We start from the raw sequence: 22,023 nt of genomic DNA, 5'->3' as shown, positions 1-22,023 counted from the left end.
CGGTACTACCTCGGCGGACCGGGGTTCTACTTCGGCCGACCGCGGGTACTACCTCGGCGGACCGGGGTACTACTTCGGCGGACCGGGGTGCTACCTCGGCGGTCAGGCCAGCGGGCGCGGTCGCTGTGCGCCCGCAAGGGTGGCCGCCAGGATCGCCTCGATCGCGAAGGCCGTCGCCTCGGCGAGGTCGACGGCGTCCGGGTCGAGGAGCCACTGCGTCTGCAGGCCGTCCATGACGCCGATGATCGACGACGCCGCACGGTCGAGCGCGGCGTCGTCGAGCTCGAGGTCGACGTCGTCCGCCCCTGCGGCGCGGCGCTCCTCGACGACCTCGCGCAGCGCACCGGCGATGTCGGCGCGGAGCCCGGCGAACCGCGCGGTGACCCACGCGCTCGCGGGGTGGCCGTCGGTCACGGCCTCGCCCGCGATGACGGTGTACGCCTGGACGATGCCCGGGCGCTCGGCGTTCATGGCGGCGGTCACCACGAGGTGCCGGAACAGGTCGAGTCCACCGGGGATGTGCCGTCCCTCGAGGTGCGCGACGTCCTCCCGGTCGCGGAACTCGAGGACGGCGGTGAGCAGCCGGTCCTTCGACCCGAAGTGGTGCAGCACGCCCGCGTGCGTGATGCCGACCTGCTCCGCGACCTCGGCCAGCGACCCCTGGTGGTACCCCCGGGAGCCGAACACGTTCATGGCGGCACGGAGGATCTCTTCGCGCCGCGCGAGCGTCTCGGGGCGGGGGCGGCGCGCCCGGCGGACGCGCGCGTCGCCGTCCGCGGGGAGCGGCCGCGAGGAGACGTCGGTCATGCGTGCCACCCTACTGCTGCCCGCGCCGTCGGCCCGGCTCTGCCCGCCGCCGCGGACCGGTCGGGTTCGCCGTCCTGCGGGACCACTTCCTGCTCGACGTCTTTCCCGAACTCCCACAGACGTCGCTTACGGTGGGAGGATGTCCGACCACGCGCCGACCCGACCGCTGCCGATTGGTGGCGGGACCGGGACACGCCCGCTGCCGGTCGCGGCGCCGGCAGGGCGGACCGTCGGACCGCACCCCGGGACTCCCGCCGCACCGTCGGCCCGTCCATCGGCAGGCCCGCAGCGCCCGGTCGGCACCTCCGGCCCGTCCGAGCGGACAGGCCCGACGGCGCAGCCCGGCCCGACGGCGCGGGTCGCCCCGCGTGTCGTCGCCGGGCTGGTCGCGGTCGCCGCGGCCGCCCTCGCCTGGGCCGTGTGGCGGTTCTTCGTCGACACGTACGCGGGCCAGATGCTCGAGCGCGCGGCGTTCGACGGCGCGGTGAACGGGCAGGGCCCGCTGTGGACGCTGGGCGAGCCCGTGCTGGACACGGTGTCGGTGACGTTCGTCGTCGTCGGTCTCGCCGCGGCGATGGCGATCGCCGTCGTGCGGCGGCGCTGGGGGCTCGCGGTCCAGGTCGGGTTCCTCGTCGTGGGGGCCAACGTGACGACCCAGGCGGTCAAGCACGTCCTGCTCGGGCGCGAGAACCTCATCGGTGGCTGGACGGCGGAGAACTCGCTGCCGAGCGGGCACACGACCGTCGCGGCGTCGGTCGCGGCGGCGCTGCTCCTCGTGGTGCCCCGGGCGGCGCGGCCCCTCGTGGCCGTCCTCGGCGGCGCGTACACGGCCGCGATCGGTGTCTCGACGCTCGTCGGGCAGTGGCACCGGCCGAGCGACGTCGTCGCTGCCGTCCTCGTGGTGCTCGCGTGGGGCGCGCTCGTGTGCGCGTTCACGCCGCGCTCGTCGCTCGACCCGCGCGCCGGCGCCTCGCCGGGGTCCGTCGTGACGGCGGTGCTCCTGCTCCTGGGGGCGGCGGCGTCGGGCGTCGTCGCCCTGTGGACGATGCGCGCGACGCCGGCCACGTGGGACACGACCACCGCGCAGGAGGCGACCGCGTACCTCGGCGGCGTCGCCGGCGTGGCCGGGGTGACGGCCGGCGCCTTCGCGCTGCTCCTGCTCGTCCGCCAGTCCACGGCTCGTCCGGACGCCGTCGGGGTTCAGGAGTAGGGTGCCGCTGGCGCGGATGGCGTAACGTCGTAGGCTGCCCGGTCCGCGGCCGGGGTCGTGCGCCGCAGGGCGCCGACGGGAACCCGCGAGAGACCGGCGCACGGAACAGACTTCGTACCGACGAAAGCAGGATGGGATGCCACGCAAGCTCGTGATCGTCGAGTCGCCCGCCAAGGCTCGCAAGATCCAGGGCTACCTCGGTGACGACTACGAGGTCGAGGCGAGCGTCGGGCACATCCGGGACCTGCCGCAGCCGTCGGAGCTGCCCGCGGACATGAAGAAGGGTCCGTACGGGAAGTTCGCGGTCGACGTCGACAACGGCTTCGACCCGTACTACGAGGTCTACGCGGACAAGAAGAAGAAGGTCGCCGAGCTCAAGCGCGCCCTCAAGGACGCCGACGAGCTCTACCTCGCGACGGACGAGGACCGCGAGGGCGAGGCCATCGCGTGGCACCTGCTCGAGGCGCTCAAGCCCAAGGTCCCGGTCAAGCGCATGGTGTTCCACGAGATCACGCGCGAGGCGATCCAGCGGGCGCTGCAGAACACGCGCGACCTGGACACGAGCCTCGTCGACGCGCAGGAGACGCGCCGCATCCTCGACCGTCTCTACGGCTACGAGGTCTCCCCGGTGCTGTGGCGCAAGGTCCGTCAGGGCCTGTCCGCGGGCCGCGTGCAGTCCGTCGCGACGCGCCTCGTCGTGGAGCGCGAGCGCGAGCGCATGGCGTTCGTCGCGGCCGAGTACTGGGACGTCTCCGGGACGTTCGGTCTGGCGGGCGCGGCCGCGGCCGCCGCCCCCGACGACGCCGGCAAGGCGTTCGGCGCCCGTCTCGTGCAGCTCGGCGACGCGCGGGTCGCGTCCGGGCGCGACTTCGACGACCGTGGCCAGCTCAAGCCGGCGGCGCAGCGCGACGGCGTGCGGCAGCTCGACGAGGCGACGGCCGGGGCGGTCGTCGCCGGTCTGACGGACGCGGACTTCGTCGTGCGCTCGCTCGAGACCAAGCCGTACACGCGTCGTCCGGCCGCGCCGTTCACGACGTCGACGCTCCAGCAGGAGGCCAGCCGCAAGCTGCGCATGTCGTCGCGCCAGACGATGCGCACCGCGCAGTCGCTGTACGAGAACGGCTACATCACCTATATGCGCACCGACTCGCCGTCGCTGTCGAGCGAGGCGACGAGCGCCGCGCGGCGTCAGGCCGCCGAGCTCTACGGCGCGGACTTCGTGCCGGAGAAGCCGCGCGTGTACGCGTCGAAGAACGCGGGCGCGCAGGAGGCGCACGAGGCCATCCGCCCCGCGGGGGACTCGTTCCGCACGCCCGCGCAGGTCGCGAAGGAGCTGAGCGGCGACCAGTTCAAGCTCTACGAGCTCGTGTGGAAGCGCACGGTCGCGTCGCAGATGGCGGACGCCAAGGGCTCGACGGCGTCGGTGCGCCTGGGCGCGCCGCTCGCCACCGTGCAGGGGACCGAGGAGGCCGGGGTCGCCGGCCGCGACGCGGTGTTCGCGGCGTCGGGCACGGTCATCACGTTCCGCGGCTTCCTCGCGGCGTACGAGGAGAGCTCGGACGTCGACCGGTACGCCGAGGACTCGCTCGGCGCCGCCGGCAAGGGCGGCGACACGGACGGCGAGGCGCGCCTGCCGCAGATGGCGCAGGGCGACGCGCTGCGCGGCGAGGACCTCGAGGCGGCCGGCCACTCGACGTCGGCCCCTCCGCGCTACACCGAGGCGAGCCTCGTCAAGGCGCTCGAGGAGCTCGGCATCGGCCGTCCGTCCACGTACGCGTCGACGATCTCGACCATCCAGGACCGCGGCTACGTGCTCACGCGCGGCCAGGCGATGGTGCCGAGCTGGCTCGCGTTCGCCGTCGTGCGCCTCCTCGAGGAGCACTTCGACCGGCTCGTGGACTACCGGTTCACGGCGGCGATGGAGGCGGACCTCGACGAGATCGCGGCCGGTCGCCGCGACCGCGTCGAGTGGCTCACGCACTTCTACTTCGGGGACGCCGCGAAGGGCGAGACGGGCGAGGGCCTGCGTGAGCTCGTCGAGAACCTCGGCGACATCGACGCACGGGGGATCAACTCCGTGCCGATCGGCGAGGGTCTGCAGCTGCGCGTCGGGCGCTACGGCCCCTACGTCGAGGACCTCGCCGCCGAGGTGAAGGAGGGCGAGAACCCGCCGCGCGCCTCCGTGCCCGACGACGTCGCCCCCGACGAGCTGACCGTCGCCAAGGCGCGCGAGCTGCTCGCCGCCGGGGCGGACGACGGCAGGGTGCTCGGCACCGACCCGGTCTCGGGGAACGAGATCATCGCGAAGGCCGGGCGCTACGGCCCGTACGTCACCGAGGTGCTCGACCTCCCGCCGATCGACACGAGCCTGTCGGCTGCGGCCCAGAAGCGCGCGAAGGCCGCGCAGCCCAAGCCCCGCACCGGGTCGCTGCTCAAGACGCAGACGCTCGAGTCGGTCACGCTCGAGGACGCCCTGCAGCTCCTGTCGCTGCCCCGGGTCGTCGGGACGGACCCCGAGTCGGGCGAGGAGATCACGGCGCAGAACGGCCGCTACGGTCCCTACCTCAAGAAGGGCACGGACTCGCGCACCCTCCCGAGCGAGGAGGCGATGTTCACCGTCACGCTCGACGAGGCGCTCGAGCTCTACAAGCAGCCGAAGCGCGGGCGCGGGCGCGGCGCCGCGACCCCGCCGTTGCGCGAGCTCGGCGACGACCCGACCACGGGCACGCCGATCGTCGTCAAGGACGGACGCTTCGGGGCCTACGTGACCGACGGCGAGACCAACCGCACCCTCCCGCGCGACGTCACGCCGGAGTCGATCACGCCCGAGCGCGCGATCGAGCTCCTCGCGGAGAAGCGCGCGCAGGGCCCGGCGAAGAAGCGCACGCCGGCCAAGAAGCCCGCCGCGAAGAAGGCTCCCGCGAAGAAGCCTGCTGCCAGGTCGGCGAAGTAGTACCGAGGTCCCTCGACATCGACCGCGGTACTACCTCGCGAAGCAGTACCGAGGTCCTTCCACATCGACCGCGGTACTACCTCGCGAGGTAGTACCGCGGTGCGACGTCGGGGACGTCGGCCCCCGACGCGCGAGCGGTCAGTCGACGGTCACCGCGTCGAGGACCGGCAGCCGGGCGGCGCGGATCGCGGGCCAGACGCTCGCGACCAGCCCGATGACCACCGCCGTGCCGAGGATCGCGAGCACCTGGCCCCAGGGGATCGCGAGCGTGCTCAGGCCCTCGTCCGCGAGCACGCCGGGCAGCGCCGCGCCGATGCCGATGCCCGTCGCGACACCCAGCACCGTCCCGTACACGGCCGTGAGCACGGACTCGATCGCGATGATCCCGGCGAGCTGGAGGCGTCCGAGCCCGACGGCGCGCAGGAGCCCGATCTCGCGCGTGCGCTCGATGACCGAGAGCGCGAGCGTGTTGACGATGCCGAGCAGCGCGATGACGATCGACAGCGCGAGGAGCGCGTAGAGGATCACGAGCACCTGGTCCACCTGGTCCGCGAACGCCGACGCCGTCTCCTCGCGGTCCAGGACCGTCAGCACGAGGTACGGCGCGACGGCGTCGGTCAGGCCCTCCCGGAGCTCGTCGAGCTGCGCGGGGCTCGCGTCGTCCACGGCGCTCACGTAGACGATCCGCACGCTCGCCTGGGCGGGCGGGACGACGGCGTCGAACACGTCGTCGCGCACGAGGATCCCCGTGCCGACGAGCTGGCTGTCGATGACCGCGCCCACGGTCGCCTCGACCGGCGCACCGGCGGTCTCGCTGCCCCCGGTGCCGTTCCCGGTGCCGCCCTCGCCACCGAGCAGCACCGTGTCGCCCACCTCCCAGCCGCGCTCGCGCGCGGTCCGCCGGTGCACGACGACGTCCCCGTCCTCGAGCGTCGACGTCGGGTCTCCCTGGAGCGTCACGGGGTCGAGCGCCGTCTCGAAGAACGTCGCCGGGACGCCCGCGACGTCGGTCCCGCGCGCCTCCTCGCCGGAGCCGCCCGACCCTCCGGACCCGCCCGACCCTCCGGTCCCGTCGGATCCTCCGGTCCCGCCGGCCCCGTCCTCCGGTGCATCGACGGTCGCGACCGGCGCGAGCCCGAGCCGGACCGTGTCGACCGTCTCGGCCCCCGGTACCGCGCGCACCGCGTCGACCGCACCTCCGGGGATCGTCTGGGTTGCCGAGTCCACGACGAGGTCCGCCCGCACCTCGGTCTCGACGATGCTCCGCACCGACGCCTGCGTGGAGGCGGCGATGACCCCCGTGACGGAGACCAGCGCCATGCCGATGAGGAGCGCGCCCGCGGTGCTCGCGGTCCGCCGCGGGTTGCGGGTGACGTTGCCGCGCGCGAGCCGCCCGAGCGGCCGGAACGCGGCCACGAGGGGCCAGGCGAGCACCGTGAGCACGCCGCGCGCGACCGCCGGGGAGCCCACGAGCACGCCGACGAGGACGAGCCCGGCGCCCACGCCGAGCAGCACGCGCGGGCTGAGGTCGTCGACCCACGTCCACCCGGTCGGGTCGTCGGCGACCGACGACCCGAGGTGCGCGGCGAGCCACAGGGTCCCGGCGCCCACCGCGACGAGCGCGATCCCGCCGACCGCCCGGGCGAGGGTGCCGCGCTCGGGGGCGACGTCGTCGCGCATCGCCTGGACGGGCGGGATCGCCGCGGCCCGGCGCGCGGGGAGCACGGCCGCGAGGACGCTCACCGCGGCGCCGAGCCCGACCGCCGCCGCGAGCTGCGTGCCGCCGAGCGGGACACGGCCCGAGAACTCCATCCCGGCGGCGGCCAGGCCCCAGCGGATGACCCGCACGAGCGCCGCTCCGCCCGCGACGCCGAGCGCCCCGCCGACGAGCCCCACCACGAGCGCCTGGGCCAGCACCGACGAGAACACCTGGACCGGCGACGCGCCGAGGGCGCGCAGCAGGGCGAGCTCGCGCAGCCGCTCGCGCACCGACATCTGGAACGTGTTGGCGATGATGAACGCCCCCACGAACAGCGCGATCGCGGCGAAGACGAGGAGGAACGTCTCGACGAACCCGAGGACCTCCTCGACCGCCTCGCTCGCCTCCTCGCGCGCCTGCGTCCCGGACACGGCCTGCGCGCCGTCGGGCAGCACGGCCTCCACGCGCTCGGCGAGCGCCTCCTCGTCGGCCGCGGCCGTGCCATCCGTGCCACCCGTGCCGCCGTCGTCCGTCCCGCCGCCTGCGTCGCTCCCCGAGGCCCAGACCGCGATCTGCGCGACCTGGCCGTCGGGCGCGTAGACCTCGCGCGCCGTCGCGTCGTCGAGACCGATCAGGACTGCCCCGGCGGCGGCCGCCTCGATCCCGAACACGCCCGAGACGGTGACCGGCCTCGGCTCGTCGCCGAGCACGATCGTCGTCTCGTCCCCGGTGCTCAGCCCGGCGGCCTCCGCGGCGCTCTCCTCGAGCACGATCTCGCCCGGCCCCGGCCAGGCACCCTCGAGCAGCGTGAGGCTCGGGTCCTCCTCGTCGACGGCGAGCGCCACGCTCGGCGGGCCGTTCGTCACGACGGCCGTGCCGTCCGCGGCGACGAGGACCGCGGGGCCCGAGACGTCGGCGACGGCCCGGTCCACGCCGTCGACGTCCTCGATGCTGGTCACGAGGTCGTCCGGGACGAGCGTGCGCTCCGCGGCGAACCCGCCGCCGGTCGCACCGCCGCCGCCCCCGCCCTCCTGCGGGGCGGCGCCCGTGACCTCCTGGGAGCCGCGCACGTAGACGTCGGCGACGAGCGTCGTCGCGATGATGTCGTCGAACGTCGAGGACAGCATGCCCCGGAACGCGAACGTCCCGACGACGAACGCGACGCCCAGCGTCACGGCGAGCACCGACAGCACGAAGCGCACGAGGTGCGCGCGGACCCCGCGCAGCGCGACGCGGAGCATCACTGCCCGTCCGACTGCGCGAGGTGGCGCCCGTGCACCCCGGTCGCGCGGGCGCCGTCGGGCACCGGGGACGGACGGGCCGCGCCGTCGTCCACCTCGCCCGCGGACGCGGCGAGGGCGTCGAGGATGTCCTGCTGCGTCGGGTCGTGGAGCTCGCCCGAGATCCTCCCGTCGGCGAGGAAGACCACCCGGTGCGCGTACGACGCGGCGCGCGGGTCGTGCGTGACCATGACGACCGTCTGGTCGAGCTCGTCGACGGACCGGCGCAGGAACGCGAGCACCTCCCCGGCGGAGCGGGAGTCGAGGTTGCCCGTGGGCTCGTCGGCGAACACGATCGACGGCCGGGACACCAGCGCCCGCGCGCACGCGACGCGCTGCTGCTGGCCGCCGGACAGCTCGGACGGCCGGTGGTGCAGGCGGTCGCGCAGGCCCACGGCGTCGACCACCTCGTCGAACCACGCCCGGTCCACCGGCGCCCGCGCGATGTCGAGGGGGAGCGTGATGTTCTCGGCGGCGGTGAGCGTCGGCACGAGGTTGTACGACTGGAAGACGAAGCCCACGCGCGTGCGGCGCAGCGCGGTGAGCCGGCGCTGCGACATGCGGCTGATCTCCTGCCCGTCTACCACGACGCTGCCGGACGTCGGCGAGTCGAGGCCGGCGAGGCAGTGCATGAGCGTCGACTTCCCCGACCCGGACGGCCCCATGATCGCCGTGAGCCGGCCGCGCGCGAAGTCGACGTCGACGCCGTCCAGCGCGCGGACCGACGTGTCACCCGTGCCGTACACCTTGACGAGCCCGCGTGCGCTCGCGCGCGGCTCGGGGGTCGCCGGTGGGGCGACGTCGGGCGCGGGCGTCGGGCCGGGGGCCTGGTCAGGGTGGCGCGGCATGCCTCATCGTGACGTGACGACGGCCGGCGCGCATCACCCCGGCGGGTGATGCCGCCCGTCCGCTGCTCCCGCTACCGGTCCTCGGTCGGCGCGGTGGGGGACCGCTCCCACCGGGATACGGTGTGGCCATGAGCGACACCGCCGTCCCCCGTGCCCTGACCGCCCGCGACCTGCCGGCCGACGTCCTGGGCGAGCTGTCCGGTCTCGTGCCCGACCCGCGGTCGGCGCCGACGGTGCGCTGGGGCATCCTCGGCGCGGGCGGGATCGCGTCGTCGTTCGCGGAGGCGGTGCGCCGGCACACGCAGAGCCGCGTCGCGTCCGTCGGGTCCCGCGACCGCGTGCGCGCCGAGCGCTTCGCGACGTCGCACGGCATCCCGACGACGCACGAGGGCTACGAGGCGCTCGTGGAGGACCCGCAGGTCGACGTCGTGTACGTCGCGACGCCGCACTCGCACCACCACGAGCACGCCCTGCTCGCGATCCGCGCGGGCAAGCACGTGCTCGTCGAGAAGGCGTTCACGCGCAACGAGGCGGAGGCGCGCGAGGTGCTCGACGCCGCGCGCGAGGCGGGCGTCTTCGTGATGGAGGCGATGTGGACGCGCTTCCTGCCGCACGTCGCCGCGCTGCGGGGCGTGATCGCGCGCGGCGAGATCGGCGACGTCGTCAACGTCAGCGCCGACCACGGCCAGCTCTTCGCGTTCGACCCGGCGCACCGGCTGTACGCGGCGGAGCTCGCGGGCGGGGCGCTGCTCGACCTCGGCGTGTACCCGGTGTCGTTCGCGCACGACCTGCTCGGCGCGCCGTCGAGCGTCACGGCCGTGGGCGCGCTCACCGAGACGGGTGTGGACGGCCAGGTGAGCATCGTGCTGGGCTACGAGGGCGGTGCGCAGGCGACGCTCTCGACGACGCTGTGGTCGCGCACCGCCACGGGCGCGGTGATCTCCGGGACGGCCGGGCGGATCGAGGTCGACGGGGCGTTCTACGCGCCGACGTCGTTCCGGGTGGTCCTGAACGACGGGTCGTCGTGGTTCTACGACGGGTTCTCGGGGGAGGGCAAGCAGTACCAGGCCGCCGAGGTCGCGCGGCGCGTCACGGCGGGGGAGACGCAGAGCCCGCGCATGTCGTGGGACGGCACGCTCGAGGTCATGCGCACGCTCGACGAGGTGCGCCGCCAGGTGGGGGTCGTCTACCCGGGGGAGTGACGCGTCAGTCGGTGTGCTCGACGACGTAGGTGCGGCCGTCGGGGCCCGTGACCCGCTCGAAACGGGTGCGGAGCTCGCGGTCGCGCTCGCGCTCGGCGTCGGACACCCCGCGCCCGTCCGCGTCGTGGCGGCCGAGCTGTGCCGGGCCGAAGATCGGCAGGAAGCGCTCGGTGATCCGCATGCCGACCGTGCGTCCGTCCCGCTTCCCCGTGCTTCTCGCCGACCGTCTCGTCATCCTCGCCCGCCCGTCATTGCTTGGTGCGCCAATCATTGGTGCACCACACGATAGCGCGATCCGGGCTACCCTGGCGACGTGACGGACACCGCGCACCCCGGCAGCGACACCTTCGCCGACCCTCTCGCGCTCGAGGCGCAGGTCTGCTTCGCGCTGTCGGCAGGGGCGCGCGGGATGGTCGCGCTCTACCGGCCGCTCCTCGAGCCGCTCGGCATCACCCACCCGCAGTACCTCGTGCTGCTCGCGCTGTGGCAGGACGACGCCGCCGGCACGACCTCGACCGTCGGCGACCTCGCGACGCGACTGCACCTCGACGCCGGGACGCTCTCGCCGTTGCTCAAGCGGCTCGAGACGCTCGGCTACGTGCGGCGCGAGCGTTCGCCCGACGACGGCCGCCAGGTACGCGTGACGCTCACCGCCGAGGGGCGCGAGCGCCGTCGTGAGGCCGAGCGCATCCCGCCCGCGATCGTGGCGGCGACCGGCCTGGAGCTCGACGAGCTCGCCGAGGTGCACGCCGCGGCGTCGAAGGTCGTCGCGGCCGCTCTGCGCGCGGGCGTGTACTGACGCGGCGCACCGAGCGCCTGCTGCGTTCCCGGCGCGAGGCGGGTCACGCGTCGGTGACGCGCACCCCGTCCGGCACGACGGCGAACCGTACGGCGCGCAGGCCCGGCGCGACGGCGTCGGGGGCGGGGTCGGCGGCCGCGAGCTCGTCGGCGGAGTGCGTCCCCGTCACGGCGAGGACCGCACAGCCGGCCGCGCGGGCCGCGGCGATGCCCGCCGGGGCGTCCTCGACGACGAGGCACCGCGCCGGGTCCACGCCGAGCCGCTCGGCGCCGAGCAGGAACGGGTCCGGGTCGGGCTTGCCGCGCTCGACGTCGTCGGCGGTGACGACGACGGACGGGGCCACGAGGCCGGACGCCGCCATGCGGGCGGCCGCGAGCGGCGTCGTGCACGACGTGACGATCGCCTGCCGCTCCGCCGGGAGCGTCGTGAGCGCCTCACGCGTGCCCGCGAGGACCGTCACGCCCTCGTTGTCGACGAGCTCGAGCTCGTGGATCCGCTCGTAGGCGGCCTCGACGCGGTCCGCGGGGAGGAGGGTCCCGATGAGCGTCCGCGCCGGCGTCCCGTGCTGGATCTGGAAGTCCTCGGGGTCGGGGAGACCCTGCTCCGCCGCCCAGCGCCTCCAGCTCCGGTCGACCGCCGGGACCGAGTCGATGAGCGTGCCGTCCATGTCGAACAGGACGGCGTCGAACGTGCGGTCCGCGAACGCGGCACCGGGCGTGGGGATCACGGGCATGCCCCCGAGGCTAACCCGCGGGACGAGGCACGCGGGGGTCGAGGTCGGTGCCCGCGGCTAGGGTGGACGCCGTGAGCGCACCCGGGTACTTCGTCTCGTTCGAGGGCGGCGACGGCGTCGGCAAGTCCACGCAGTCACGCCTGCTCGGGCAGTGGCTCGGCGAGCTGACGGGGCGCGAGGTCGTGCTCACGCGCGAGCCGGGCGGCACGACGCTCGGCAAGGAGCTGCGCGCCGCGGTCCTGCACGGCGAGGACATGGACCCGCGCACCGAGGCGCTGATCTACGCCGCCGACCGCGCGCACCACGTCGCGAGCCTCGTGCGCCCGGCCCTCGCGCGCGGCGCGATCGTCGTCACGGACCGGTACCTCGACTCCTCGGTCGCCTACCAGGCGGGCGGGCGAGAGCTCGGTGCCGACGAGGTCGAGCTCATCTCGCGCTGGGCGGTGCAGGACCTCATGCCCGACGTGACGATCCTGCTCGACCTCGACCCGACCGTCGCCTCGGCGCGGATCCGCCGCACGCACGACCGCCTCGAGCGGGCCGGCGCGGAGTTCCACCGGCGCACGCGCGAGGCGTTCCTCGCCCGCGCGGCCGCCGCACCGGAGCGCTGGGTCGTGCTCGACGCCGCAGCGCCGGTCGACGACCTCCAGGCGCAGATCCGCGTCGACGTCGCCGCGCGGCTCGAGCTGACACCCGTCGTCGAGGAGGCCGAGGACACGGTCGAGGCGCGTCCGGACGACGGGTTCGACGACTCGGACAGCGCGCTCGGCTACGAGCCCGGCGCAGGGTTCGGGCCCGCCGCCCGGCCGCGGGGTGCGGGCGCGTGAGCGTCTGGGACGACGTCGTCGGGCAGGAGCAGGCCGTCGCGACGCTGAGCGCCGCGGTGGCGGACCCGGCCGCGATGACCCACGCCTGGCTGCTCACCGGGCCGCCCGGCTCCGGCCGCTCGAACGCCGCGCGGGCGTTCGCCGCGGCGCTCCAGTGCGAGCAGGGCGGGTGCGGCCGGTGCCAGGCGTGCCGCACGGTCCTCGCGGGCACGCACCCCGACGTCACGCTCGTCGCGACGGAGCTCGTGACGATCAAGATCGACGAGGTCCGCGACCTCGTCGGTGTCGCGAGCCGCAGCCCGTCGCAGGGCCGACGGCGCGTGATCGTCATCGAGGACGCGGACCGCATGGCGGAGCGCACCACGAACGTGCTGCTCAAGGCGATCGAGGAGCCGGCCCCGCACACCGTCTGGGTCCTGTGCGCCCCGAGCCCGCAGGACGTCCTCGTCACCATCCGGTCGCGCTGCCGCGGCGTCGTGCTCCGGGTCCCGCCCGTCGAGGCCGTGGCGCGGCTGCTCGTCGCGCGGGACGGGGTCGACCCGGCCGTCGCCGAGGCGTCGGCGCGTGCGGCGCAGAGCCACATCGGTCTGGCGCGCCGGCTCGCGCGCGACGCCGGTGCGCGCGACCGCCGGAGCTCGGTGCTGTCCCTCGCCCGCCGGATCCGAGGCGTGGGTGACGCGGTCCTCGCCGCCGGGGAGCTCGTGGAGCTCGCGCAGGCCGAGGCGAAGGCCGCTACCGAGGAGCGTGACGCGGGCGAGAAGGCGGAGCTGCTGCGAGCGCTCGGCGTCGCCGACGGCGAGACGCTCCCGCCGCGGCTGCGGTCCCAGCTGCGCGACCTCGAGGCGGACCAGAAGCGCCGCGCGACCCGGCACCAGCGCGACGTGCTCGACCGCGCGATGGTCGACCTGCTCTCGCTCTACCGCGACGTCCTCGTGGTCCAGCTCGGTGCCGAGGTCGAGCTCGTCAACACCGGGCTCGCCGAGACGGTGCAGGCGCTCGCCGAGGACTCGACGCCCGAGCAGACGGTGCGGCGCATGGACGCCATCGGTGTCGCGCGCGAGCGGCTCGAGGGCAACGTCGCACCGCTGCTCGCGGTCGAGGCCATGACCGTCGCGCTGCGCCCGCAGGGCTGACCGTCGACCGGACGAGCGTGGGGCGCTGCCCGCGGCGCGCGGCTCGTCCGCTCACGGGCCGATTCTCCCCCGCCCCGTGTTACGACGAGGGCGCCGCGTCACGCAGCTTCTCCAGGAGCGGGCCGGCGGCCTCGTCGAGGAACTGCTGCTGCTTCTCGTCACCGATCTGGACGATCGCGATGTCGGTGAAGCCTGCCTCCCAGTAGGCGGACACGGCCTCCACGACGGCGTCGAGGTCGGGTCCGCAGGGGATCGACCCCGCGACGTCCTCGGGGCGCACGAACGACGACGCCCTGGTGAACGCCTCGGTCGTGGGAAGGTTCGCGTTCACGGGCCAGCCCAGGCCGAACCAGCGGAACTGCTCGTGCGCGCGCTGCACGGCGGCATCGGCGTCGGGGTCCCACGAGATGGGGATCTGGCCGATCTTGCGCGATGGCTCGAGCGACGCGTCGGCGCGCAGCGCGTCCCACTGCTGCACGAGGTCCGCCTTCGGCTCCGTCGCGATGAGGTGGTCGGCCACCGTCGCGAACTGCCCGACGGACTGCTCGCCCGAGACGGCCACGCCGATCTTCACGGGCTCGTCGGGGACGTCCCAGACGCGCGCCGAGTCGACGCGGAAGTGGTGGCCGACGTAGGTGAGGAAGTCGCCGGTCGAGAGCTCGGTGATGATGTCGACCGCCTCGGCGAGCATCTCGTGCCGCTCGTCGACGGCGGGCCAGCGCTTGCCGACCACGTGCTCGTTGAGGTTCTCCCCGGCGCCGAGGCCGAGCGTGAACCGGCCGTCGGACAGGATCCCGAGCGTCGCCGCCTTCTGGGCCACCAGGGCGGGGTGGTAGCGCACGGTGGGGCACGTCACGTACGTCATGAGGTCGACGCGCTCGGTCGCCTGAGCGACAGCGCCGAGCATCGACCACGCGTAGCCGGAGTGGCCCTGCGTGTCGAGCCACGGGAAGTAGTGGTCGCTCGAGACCTCGAAGTCGAAGCCGAGCCGTTCGGCGTCGACGGCGTATCCCACGAGCTCCTTGGGGCCGGACTGCTCGGTCATGAGGGTGTATCCGAATCGGGTCATACCCCGATCGTGGGACGGCCCGGGCACACCCGCACGCGGGGCACCCGGGCCGTCGTCGGTCCGTCGAGGATCACGCGAGACTCAGGCGAGCGCCTTCGCCTTGAGGTGCGCGAACTCCTCCGGCGTGATCGCACCGGAGTCGAGGAGAGCCTTCGCGCTCGCGATCTCGTCCGTCGGCGAGGAGCCGGCGACGGTGCGGATGTACGTGTCGGTGTCCTGCTTCGCCTGCGCGACCGCTGCGACCTGCCGCTCCGCCATCCCCCGGCCGCGAGCGATGAGGTACACGAGCGAGGTCAGCACCGGCAGGAAGATGAGGAAGATGATCCACACCGCCTTCCACCAGCCGGAGAGGTCTCGGTCACGGAACAGGTCCGCGACGATCTGGAAGAGGACGATCAGATACGCGATGAAGAAGAAGCTCCAGACGAGCAACCAGAAAAAGTCCCAGAAGTCCACGGTTCCGCCCTTTCTCGACGAGTGCCGCATCCTGCGCGAACGGTCGCCGCGCGAGGGCTTGCAGCGCCGAACCTAGCGACACCGACCGGATCGCGCGCGGCGAGCGGGAGAAATCGCCCGTCCTCGGCGGATCCGGCCCTTCAGGGCATCCGGCCGGGCCCGGCAACCGCGGGCCGCCTCGCACGTGCCGTACCGGGCGGCCTGCGCCAGGATGGGCGCGTCAGCCGGACCGTCCCGACGAAGGAGACACCATGGCCACCACCACCCGCCGCGCGCCGCACCCCGCGGTCCGCCTGTCGATGCTCGTCGGGCTGGCGCTCGCCGGGTCGACGCTCGCCGCGTGCGCGTCGTCCACCGACGGCGGCGGGGACGAGACGGCGGCGGAGTCGCCGTCGGACGACGGCACGGGCGGCGAGACGACGTCCGAGCCCACGGAGGGCGCGCCGTCGATGGCGCCCGACGCCGCGACCATGACCATCGAGGCGGGCGCCACCGGCAAGGGCCTGCCGTCGGGCGTGGACGGCCCGACCGAGGGCGGCACCGGGGCGGCGTGGAGCGCCGAGCAGGGACTGCTGTACGTGATCACCTACGGGTCGAGCACCTGCCCCCTCGTCGCGGAGCCTGACGCCACGGTCCAGGGGACGGAGGTCGTGGTGACGTTCGTCGAGATCCCCGACGACTCCGTCTGCACGATGGACCTCGTCCCGGCGACGTCGGTCGTCGCCGTGCCCGACGACGTCGACGCGTCCGCCGAGGTGACCGCCGTCCTCGGTGACCAGGGGAGCGTCGTCGTGCCGCCCGCGGTCGACGGGGCGACGGGAGAGGTCGCCTGGGTGGAGGCGCAGTAGTCGGTCGGTCCGGCAGCCCGCCCACCCCGGCGCGCGCGGTGAAGAGCCTGTGGAAGGACGGCCCCCGGGCGACACCCCCGCCCGGGGCCGTGACCGGAGCGGCTACCGTGTCCGGGTGAAGTCCCGCCGCGCCGTCCTGGCCGCCTCGTCGCTCGCGCTCGCCCTCGTCGTCGGGGCCTGCTCCGTGCCGCCCAAGGTGCAGACCCCGGCTGACGACGTCGCGACCTCCGGCACGTCGGAGGGGACCGGCGAGGCCGCCCCCGAGGGGTTCGAGGACTTCTACGGTCAGGGCCTCGCCTGGGAGGACTGCGAGGGCGGGTGGGAGTGCACGACGGCGCGTGCGCCCCTGTCCTGGGCGGACCCCGAGGCGGGGGAGATCGAGCTCGCGCTCAAGCGTCTGCCGGCGAGCGGCGAACGGATCGGCTCGCTGCTCACCAACCCGGGCGGCCCCGGTGCGTCCGGCGTGGACTTCGTCGGGGACGCCGCGCAGATGATCGGGGAGCCGGTCAAGGCGGCGTACGACCTCGTCGGGTTCGACCCGCGTGGCGTCGGGCAGTCGGACCCCGTCGCGTGCCTCGACGACGCGGGCAAGGACGAGGCGCTGTCCACCGAGTACGACGTGCCCGACGGCGAGGCCGGGCTCGAGGAGCGCCGGGCCGGCTACCGCGAGTGGGCCGAGGCGTGCGCGGAGAACACCGGCGACCTGCTGGGTCAGGTCGACACGCAGAGCGCGGCGCGCGACATGGACATGCTGCGTGCCGTGCTCGGGGACGAGACGCTCGCGTACCTGGGCTACTCCTACGGGACGCAGCTCGGCGCGACGTACGCGGGCCTGTTCCCGGACAAGGTCGGCCGGCTCGTGCTCGACGGCGCGATCGACGTCACGCTGTCCTCCGCGGAGACCAGCGAGCAGCAGGCCGTCGGGTTCGAGAACGCCCTGCGTGCGTACGTCGAGGACTGCCAGGCGGGCGCGTCGTGCCCGCTCGGTGGCGACGTCGACGAGGGGATGCGCCAGGTCCGCGCCCTGCTCGACGCCGCGAAGGCGAACCCGCTGCCCACGAGCTCCGACCGGCGGCTCACGTCCACGCTCGCGTTCTACGGCATCGCCGTGACGCTCTACAACGACCAGAGCTGGCCCGTGCTCACCCAGGCCCTCACCGAGGCCCTTGACGAGGGGACCGGCACGGCGCTGCTGTACCTCGCGGACTTCTACAACGACCGCAACCCCGACGGGTCGTTCGCGACGAACTCCACCGAGGCCTTCCGCGCCGTCGGGTGCCTCGACGGCCGGCAGGACCCCGACCCCGCGACGATGGAGGAGCAGCGCGAGCGCCTCGAGGCCGAGGCGCCGACCATGGGCTCGTTCTTCGCCTACGGGGCGCTCACGTGCGCCGACTGGCCGTACCCCGTCGTCGAGCAGGAGTTCGACGTGCACGCGGCCGGCGCCGCGCCGATCGTCGTCATCGGCACCACCAACGACCCCGCGACGCCGTACGTCTGGGCCGAGGGCCTCGCGAAGGCGCTCGACTCCGCCGTCCTCGTCACGTGGGAGGGCGAGGGGCACACCGCCTACGGCCGTTCCAACGCGTGCGTCGGGGACGCCGTCGACGCCTACCTCGTCGACGGGACGGTCCCCGAGGACGGGCTGACCTGCTGACGTCGGGACGCGGCGCGGACCTCTCCCAGGGCGCCGCGAGGCCGGTCCGGCCGGTGCTCTCGCGCCGCTTTGGAGTCTGGGCCGATCGCCGGGTACAGTAGGCGATCGTTGCGGCGGTTCGCGCGAGCGAGCCTCACTGCAGCACGCCGCCTTAGCTCAGTCGGTAGAGCGATTCACTCGTAATGAATAGGTCATCAGTTCGATTCTGATAGGCGGCTCAGGCAGAAGGCCCGGAACCTCACGGTTCCGGGCCTTCGTCGTCAGGGGACGAGCGCGAGCAGGTAGTCGGTCTCCCCGTCCGGCGCCGTCCGGCGCTCGTACCGCTGGACGTGCCGCGGCGGGTCGGACTGGGTCAGCATGTGCGTCGTCGTGCCCTCGGCCGGGTCGTGGACGTAGTGGCCGGACCAGTCGAGGGCGTCGTCGTCGAGCGTCGACACCTGACCGTCGAGGTCGCCGCCCACGAAGCGTGCAGTCCACGTCATGGCGCCACCCTGCCACGGCGCCGTTCAGCCCGCCCGACGCAGCAGGAGGATCGCCCCGCCCGCGGCGGCTGCGACGAGGCCGCCGACACCCGCGACGACGAAGGTCGGGAAGGTGCTCCCGGGGGCGGGGGGCGCGCTGCGCTCGCCCGCGGTGACGAGCGGAGTCCGCGAGGGCTCGGGCCGGTCGGTCGTGGTCTCGGCGCTCGGGGACGGGGTCTGCGTCGGCGACTCGACCGGGGCCTCGGTCGGCGTCTCGGTGGGCGTGGGGGCCGCGGGCTCCGGCTCGGCGGCGACCGGCTCGACGGGCGCCGCGGGTGCGGCGTCGGGCGTCGACGGCGCGGCGTCGACCACGGGTGGCGGCGTCGGCTCCGCGGTGGGCCGGGTCGTGGGGGTGGCCGTCGGCGCCGGGGTCGCGGTGGGCGACGTCGTGCACACCGGGGAGTCGCCCGACCAGCCGGCGAACTGGTCCCGGATACCGGTGAGGTGCACCCAGGTCACGCACCACCCGTCGCGGTACGCGCCACGTGCGGGGACGTCGAGCGCGAGGTGGCCGTCCGCGGTCTCCTCCGGCGAGTACCCGTTGCCGAGCAGCCGCAGGCGGGACCCGTCCGGCGCGGTCACGGCGTAGCTGAGCCAGCCGCGCTCGTCGCCCAGACGCGAGGCGTCGAACGCGACGCCGTCGGTCGTGACGCTGAGCTCACCGCCGCTGTCACGGTCCGCGGCCAGGGCGGGCGCCGCGAGCCCCGCGGCGCAGGCGAGCACGAGGGCCGTCAGCGGGACGGTCGCGGCAGCTCGGGCTGCGGCGCGCATGAGTACCTCCGGGTCGAGCAGGACGGTCGCGCCACATCGTACGCAGCCCCGGCGACCATCCTGGACGGCGGGTGCGCAGGCGGACGCCACCCGGCGGTGGTCACCTGCTCGGCGCACCGCTCCTCGGGCCGTCCAGACCGCCCAGCCACGCGACGATCGCCTCGCACACCGCGCCGTCCTGGTTCCGCAGGTCGTGCGCGCCCGGCAGCTCCACGCGCGTCACCGGGCCGGGGATCGACGCGAGGTGCTCGGTGAGCTCGTCCGGGGTCGCGAAGGGATCGGTCCGACCCGAGACGACCAGCGTCGGGACGTGCAGGTCGGGAAGGTGCTCGGTGCGCAGCCGCTCCGGCTTGCCCGGCGGGTGCAGGGGGTAGCTCACGAGCACGAGCCCGGCGGCAGGCAGCCCCTCGGCCACGGCCATCGAGCACATGCGGCCCCCGTAGGACCTGCCGCCGAGAACGATCCGGTCGGTCGTGGTGCCCAGCTCCTGCGCGAACGCCTCGGCCTCCGCGCGCACGTGCCCGACGGCGACCGCCGGCCGGTCGGGCATCCGCCGGCCGGCGAGGCGGTAGGGGAAGTCCACGCGTCGCACGGGGACCGGCGTGGGCAGCGCGGCAAGGGCCTCCTCGACCGCGACGAGGGAGTGGTGGTCGCGGCTCGCTCCCGCGCCCGGCGTGAGCAGCACGCCGGCCACGGGCGCGGTCGGAGCAGTCGGGGTGGTCACGGCCCCAGTCTCGCAGCGGTCCGCCTCGCCGGCTCTCGCGGCTGCCCCGGTCCGCGCCCTGTCCCGCGTCGCGGCGGGACGCCGACCACGACGTCGCGCGCCGTCGAACCCGGCATGAAGGTCGAAAAACGGCCCGAGACGACCTTCATGTCGTGTTCGGCACGGACCGGCGCGGCTGGTCAGTGCGCCGACCCCCGCAGGTCGAGGACGAAGGGTCAGCGGGACGCGAGGCGGGCCGGGTCGAGGTCGACGCGGCGCAGGAGCTGCGCGTTGGCGGCGACCACGACGGTCGAGACGGACATGAGGATCGCGCCGACGGCCATGGGCAGGACGAACCCGACCGGTGCGAGCACGCCGGCCGCGAGGGGGACGGCCGCGATGTTGTAGCCCGCCGCCCACCACAGGTTCTGCTGCATCTTGCGGTAGGACGCGTGGGACAGCTCGATGATCGAGAGCACGGCCCGCGGGTCGGAGCTCGCGAGGATCACGCCCGCGGACGCGATCGCGACGTCGGTCCCCGCGCCGATCGCGATGCCGACGTCCGCCTGGGCGAGGGCCGGGGCGTCGTTCACGCCGTCACCGACCATCGCGACGACGCGGCCCTCGTGCTGCAGCTCCGCGACCTTCGCGTCCTTGTCCTCGGGGCGCACGCCCGCGAAGACCTGGTCGATGCCGAGCTCGCGGGCGACCGCCCGGGCGACCGGCTCGGCGTCGCCCGTGATCATGACGACGCGGACGCCACGCCGGTGCAGCGCGTCGACGGCCTCGCGCGACTCCGGCCGGACCGCGTCCGCCAGCGCGAGCGCACCCACGACCCGGCCCGACCGGGGTGCTCCCTCGGCCGACCGGGGTGCTCCCTCGGCCGTCCGAGGGTCTCCCTCGGCGAGGTCAGCCGTGTCCGAGACGACCACGTGCAGGACGGTCGCGCCGTCGCGCTCCCACGCCGCGGCGTCGGGCAGCGGCTCGAGACCACGCTCGCGCAGCAGCGCGGGACCGCCGACGGCGACCCGTCGACCGCCCTCCGGCCCGGGAACCGTCGCCTCGACCCCGACCGCGGTGAGCGACCGGAAGCCGGAGGCGCGGGGGGTGTCGACGCCGCGTCCCTCCGCCGCGGCGACGATCGCCCGCGCGAGGGGGTGCTGGCTGTCGGCCTCCGCGGAGGCGGCGAGCGCGAGCAGCTCGTCCTCGGTGCGGTCGCCGGCCACGGCGAGGTGGGTGACGACGGGCTCGCCCGCGGTGAGCGTGCCGGTCTTGTCGAAGAGCACCGTGTCGACCGTGCGCATCCGCTCGAGCGCGAGACGGTCCTTCACGAGGACCCCGGCCTTCGCAGCCCGCTCGGTCGAGATCGACACGACGAGCGGGATCGCGAGTCCCAGCGCGTGGGGGCACGCGATGACCAGCACCGTGATCGCGCGGATCAGCGCCTGCTCGGGGGTGCCGAAGACGAGCCAGAGGGCCACGGTGAGCGCCGCGGCACCGAGCGCGTACCAGAACAGCCACCCGGCGGCGCGGTCGGCGAGGCGCTGCGTCCTCGTGGAGGAGGACTGCGCGTCGGCGACCAGACGCTGGATGCCGGCGAGCGCGGTGTCGTCCCCGACGGCGGTGATGCGCACGCGCAGCGCGTCGTCGGTCGCGACGGTGCCGGCGACGACCGGGTCGCCGACCGACCGGCGCACCGGGCGCGACTCGCCCGTGATCATCGACTCGTCGACGTCGGCGCTGCCGTCGGCCACCTCGCCGTCGGCGGGGACCCGCCCGCCGGGGCGGACGATCACGAGGTCGCCCACTCCGAGGTCGGTCGGGGAGACCGTCGTGACGGTCCCGTCGTCGGCGACGCGCTCCGCCTCGTCGGGCAGGAGCGCCGCGAGCGAGTCGAGCGCGGAGGCCGTCTGCGCGAGCGAGCGCATCTCGATCCAGTGCCCGAGCAGCATGATGACGACGAGCAGCGCGAGCTCCCACCACACGTCGAGCTCGTGCGCGAGCAGCCCGAGCGACGCTCCGAGCGACGACACGAAGGCGACCGTGATCGCGAGCGAGATGAGCGTCATCATCCCGGGCGCGCGGTCGCGCAGCTCGCTCACGGCGCCGGAGAGGAACGGGCGACCGCCCCACAGGAAGATCACCGAGCCGAGCACGGGGGAGACCCAGGGCACCCACGCGGCGTCGGGCAGCTCGTACCCCAGCAGCATCGCGAACATGGGGCTCAGCACGACCGTCGGGACCGCGAGCGCGAGCATGACCCAGAACAGCCGCCGGAACTGCGCCACATGGTCGCCGTGCCCGCCGTGCCCGCCGTGCCCGGTCATGTCGTGCCCGCCGTGCTCCGTCATGTCGTGCTGCGCCATCTGGTGCCCCGACGTCCCGTGCCCGGACGCGTCGTGCGCGACGGTGCCGCCGGCTCCGCGACCGTTCGCGGGAGCGACGGCCGCGGCGCTGTGGCCCTCGTGCCGGTGCCCGGGCTCGTTCTGCTGTCCCATCGTTCCTCC

19 protein-coding genes and 1 tRNA gene are annotated in these 22,023 nt (G+C 74.6%); 9 read left to right on the top strand and 11 right to left on the bottom strand.

Translation table 11 applies throughout. The features are described 5' to 3' along the window. Positions 1-102 precede the first annotated feature (102 nt). Positions 103-807: a TetR/AcrR family transcriptional regulator gene (locus ACZCLJ_RS09525; RefSeq protein ID WP_463106255.1), complete on the bottom strand. Its 705-nt coding sequence runs from the start codon at positions 805-807 to the stop codon at positions 103-105. Positions 808-1,225: 418 nt separating this feature from the next. On the opposite strand from ACZCLJ_RS09525, the gene ACZCLJ_RS09520 reads away from it, so the two are divergent. Then, complete coding sequence (locus tag ACZCLJ_RS09520; RefSeq protein WP_463106254.1) at positions 1,226-2,017, top strand: phosphatase PAP2 family protein; 792 nt, start codon at positions 1,226-1,228, stop codon at positions 2,015-2,017. Between the two features lie 136 nt (positions 2,018-2,153). After that, positions 2,154-4,970, top strand: a complete 2,817-nt coding sequence (topA, locus tag ACZCLJ_RS09515; RefSeq protein WP_463106253.1) for a type I DNA topoisomerase — start codon at positions 2,154-2,156, stop codon at positions 4,968-4,970. Between the two features lie 138 nt (positions 4,971-5,108). Here topA and ACZCLJ_RS09510 read toward each other — a convergent pair whose 3' ends face one another. Continuing rightward, positions 5,109-7,910 carry an ABC transporter permease gene (locus ACZCLJ_RS09510; protein ID WP_463106252.1) on the bottom strand — a complete coding sequence of 934 codons (2,802 nt, stop codon included), beginning with the start codon at positions 7,908-7,910 and terminating at the stop codon, positions 5,109-5,111. Then, positions 7,910-8,797, bottom strand: coding sequence for an ABC transporter ATP-binding protein (locus tag ACZCLJ_RS09505; RefSeq protein WP_463106251.1), 888 nt, complete (start codon positions 8,795-8,797; stop codon positions 7,910-7,912). The genes ACZCLJ_RS09510 and ACZCLJ_RS09505 overlap by 1 nt, the downstream gene beginning before the upstream one ends. 128 nt (positions 8,798-8,925) lie before the next feature. Between ACZCLJ_RS09505 and ACZCLJ_RS09500 the strand changes: the two genes are divergently transcribed. Further along, positions 8,926-9,999, top strand: coding sequence for a Gfo/Idh/MocA family protein (locus tag ACZCLJ_RS09500; RefSeq protein WP_251152408.1), 1,074 nt, complete (start codon positions 8,926-8,928; stop codon positions 9,997-9,999). 4 nt (positions 10,000-10,003) lie between these two features. Here ACZCLJ_RS09500 and ACZCLJ_RS09495 read toward each other — a convergent pair whose 3' ends face one another. Next, positions 10,004-10,180 carry a hypothetical protein gene (locus ACZCLJ_RS09495; protein ID WP_251152407.1) on the bottom strand — a complete coding sequence of 59 codons (177 nt, stop codon included), beginning with the start codon at positions 10,178-10,180 and terminating at the stop codon, positions 10,004-10,006. Positions 10,181-10,312: 132 nt separating this feature from the next. Here ACZCLJ_RS09495 and ACZCLJ_RS09490 point away from each other — a divergent pair, with 132 nt between their 5' ends. Beyond that, the gene (locus ACZCLJ_RS09490; RefSeq protein ID WP_463106250.1) at positions 10,313-10,798 is read left to right on the top strand and encodes a MarR family winged helix-turn-helix transcriptional regulator; all 486 of its coding nucleotides are present in this window, start codon (positions 10,313-10,315) and stop codon (positions 10,796-10,798) included. A gap of 43 nt (positions 10,799-10,841) precedes the next feature. On the opposite strand, the gene ACZCLJ_RS09485 is transcribed toward ACZCLJ_RS09490, so the two are convergent. Further along, positions 10,842-11,531 (bottom strand): HAD-IA family hydrolase, encoded by a 690-nt coding sequence (locus ACZCLJ_RS09485; protein ID WP_463106249.1) that lies wholly within the window; start codon positions 11,529-11,531, stop codon positions 10,842-10,844. Between the two features lie 71 nt (positions 11,532-11,602). Here ACZCLJ_RS09485 and tmk point away from each other — a divergent pair, with 71 nt between their 5' ends. After that, a complete protein-coding gene (tmk, locus tag ACZCLJ_RS09480; protein WP_463106248.1) occupies positions 11,603-12,358 on the top strand; it encodes a dTMP kinase in 756 nt (251 codons plus the stop codon). Next, positions 12,355-13,491, top strand: a complete 1,137-nt coding sequence (locus tag ACZCLJ_RS09475; RefSeq protein ID WP_251152404.1) for a DNA polymerase III subunit delta' — start codon at positions 12,355-12,357, stop codon at positions 13,489-13,491. The genes tmk and ACZCLJ_RS09475 overlap by 4 nt, the downstream gene beginning before the upstream one ends. A 79-nt stretch (positions 13,492-13,570) precedes the next feature. On the opposite strand, the gene ACZCLJ_RS09470 is transcribed toward ACZCLJ_RS09475, so the two are convergent. Both ACZCLJ_RS09470 and ACZCLJ_RS09465 read right to left on the bottom strand, forming a co-directional pair. Further along, positions 13,571-14,560 (bottom strand): TIGR03557 family F420-dependent LLM class oxidoreductase, encoded by a 990-nt coding sequence (locus ACZCLJ_RS09470; RefSeq protein ID WP_463106247.1) that lies wholly within the window; start codon positions 14,558-14,560, stop codon positions 13,571-13,573. An 81-nt stretch (positions 14,561-14,641) separates the two neighbouring features. Continuing rightward, positions 14,642-15,046, bottom strand: a complete 405-nt coding sequence (locus tag ACZCLJ_RS09465) for an SHOCT domain-containing protein (RefSeq protein WP_463106246.1) — start codon at positions 15,044-15,046, stop codon at positions 14,642-14,644. Between the two features lie 221 nt (positions 15,047-15,267). On the opposite strand from ACZCLJ_RS09465, the gene ACZCLJ_RS09460 reads away from it, so the two are divergent. The 3 genes from ACZCLJ_RS09460 (at position 15,268) to ACZCLJ_RS09450 (ending at position 17,739) form a co-directional block, all read left to right on the top strand. Continuing rightward, the gene (locus tag ACZCLJ_RS09460) at positions 15,268-15,864 is read left to right on the top strand and encodes a hypothetical protein (protein ID WP_463106245.1); all 597 of its coding nucleotides are present in this window, start codon (positions 15,268-15,270) and stop codon (positions 15,862-15,864) included. Between the two features lie 115 nt (positions 15,865-15,979). Then, complete coding sequence (locus tag ACZCLJ_RS09455; protein WP_251152400.1) at positions 15,980-17,521, top strand: alpha/beta hydrolase; 1,542 nt, start codon at positions 15,980-15,982, stop codon at positions 17,519-17,521. Positions 17,522-17,666: 145 nt separating this feature from the next. After that, positions 17,667-17,739 (top strand) — tRNA-Thr (locus tag ACZCLJ_RS09450). Positions 17,740-17,781: 42 nt separating this feature from the next. Here ACZCLJ_RS09450 and ACZCLJ_RS09445 read toward each other — a convergent pair. From ACZCLJ_RS09445 to ACZCLJ_RS09430, 4 genes are all read right to left on the bottom strand, one after another. Next, positions 17,782-18,003, bottom strand: coding sequence for a hypothetical protein (locus tag ACZCLJ_RS09445; RefSeq protein WP_463106244.1), 222 nt, complete (start codon positions 18,001-18,003; stop codon positions 17,782-17,784). A 24-nt stretch (positions 18,004-18,027) separates the two neighbouring features. Then, a complete protein-coding gene (locus tag ACZCLJ_RS09440; protein WP_463106243.1) occupies positions 18,028-18,813 on the bottom strand; it encodes a hypothetical protein in 786 nt (261 codons plus the stop codon). Between the two features lie 100 nt (positions 18,814-18,913). Further along, a complete protein-coding gene (locus ACZCLJ_RS09435; RefSeq protein ID WP_463106242.1) occupies positions 18,914-19,537 on the bottom strand; it encodes an alpha/beta hydrolase family protein in 624 nt (207 codons plus the stop codon). 215 nt (positions 19,538-19,752) lie between these two features. Beyond that, complete coding sequence (locus ACZCLJ_RS09430; protein WP_463106241.1) at positions 19,753-22,014, bottom strand: heavy metal translocating P-type ATPase; 2,262 nt, start codon at positions 22,012-22,014, stop codon at positions 19,753-19,755. Positions 22,015-22,023: the final 9 nt, after the last annotated feature.

This window comes from Cellulosimicrobium sp. So1_17 (assembly GCF_055181235.1).
This window is presented reverse-complemented; position numbering and strand designations above follow the sequence as displayed.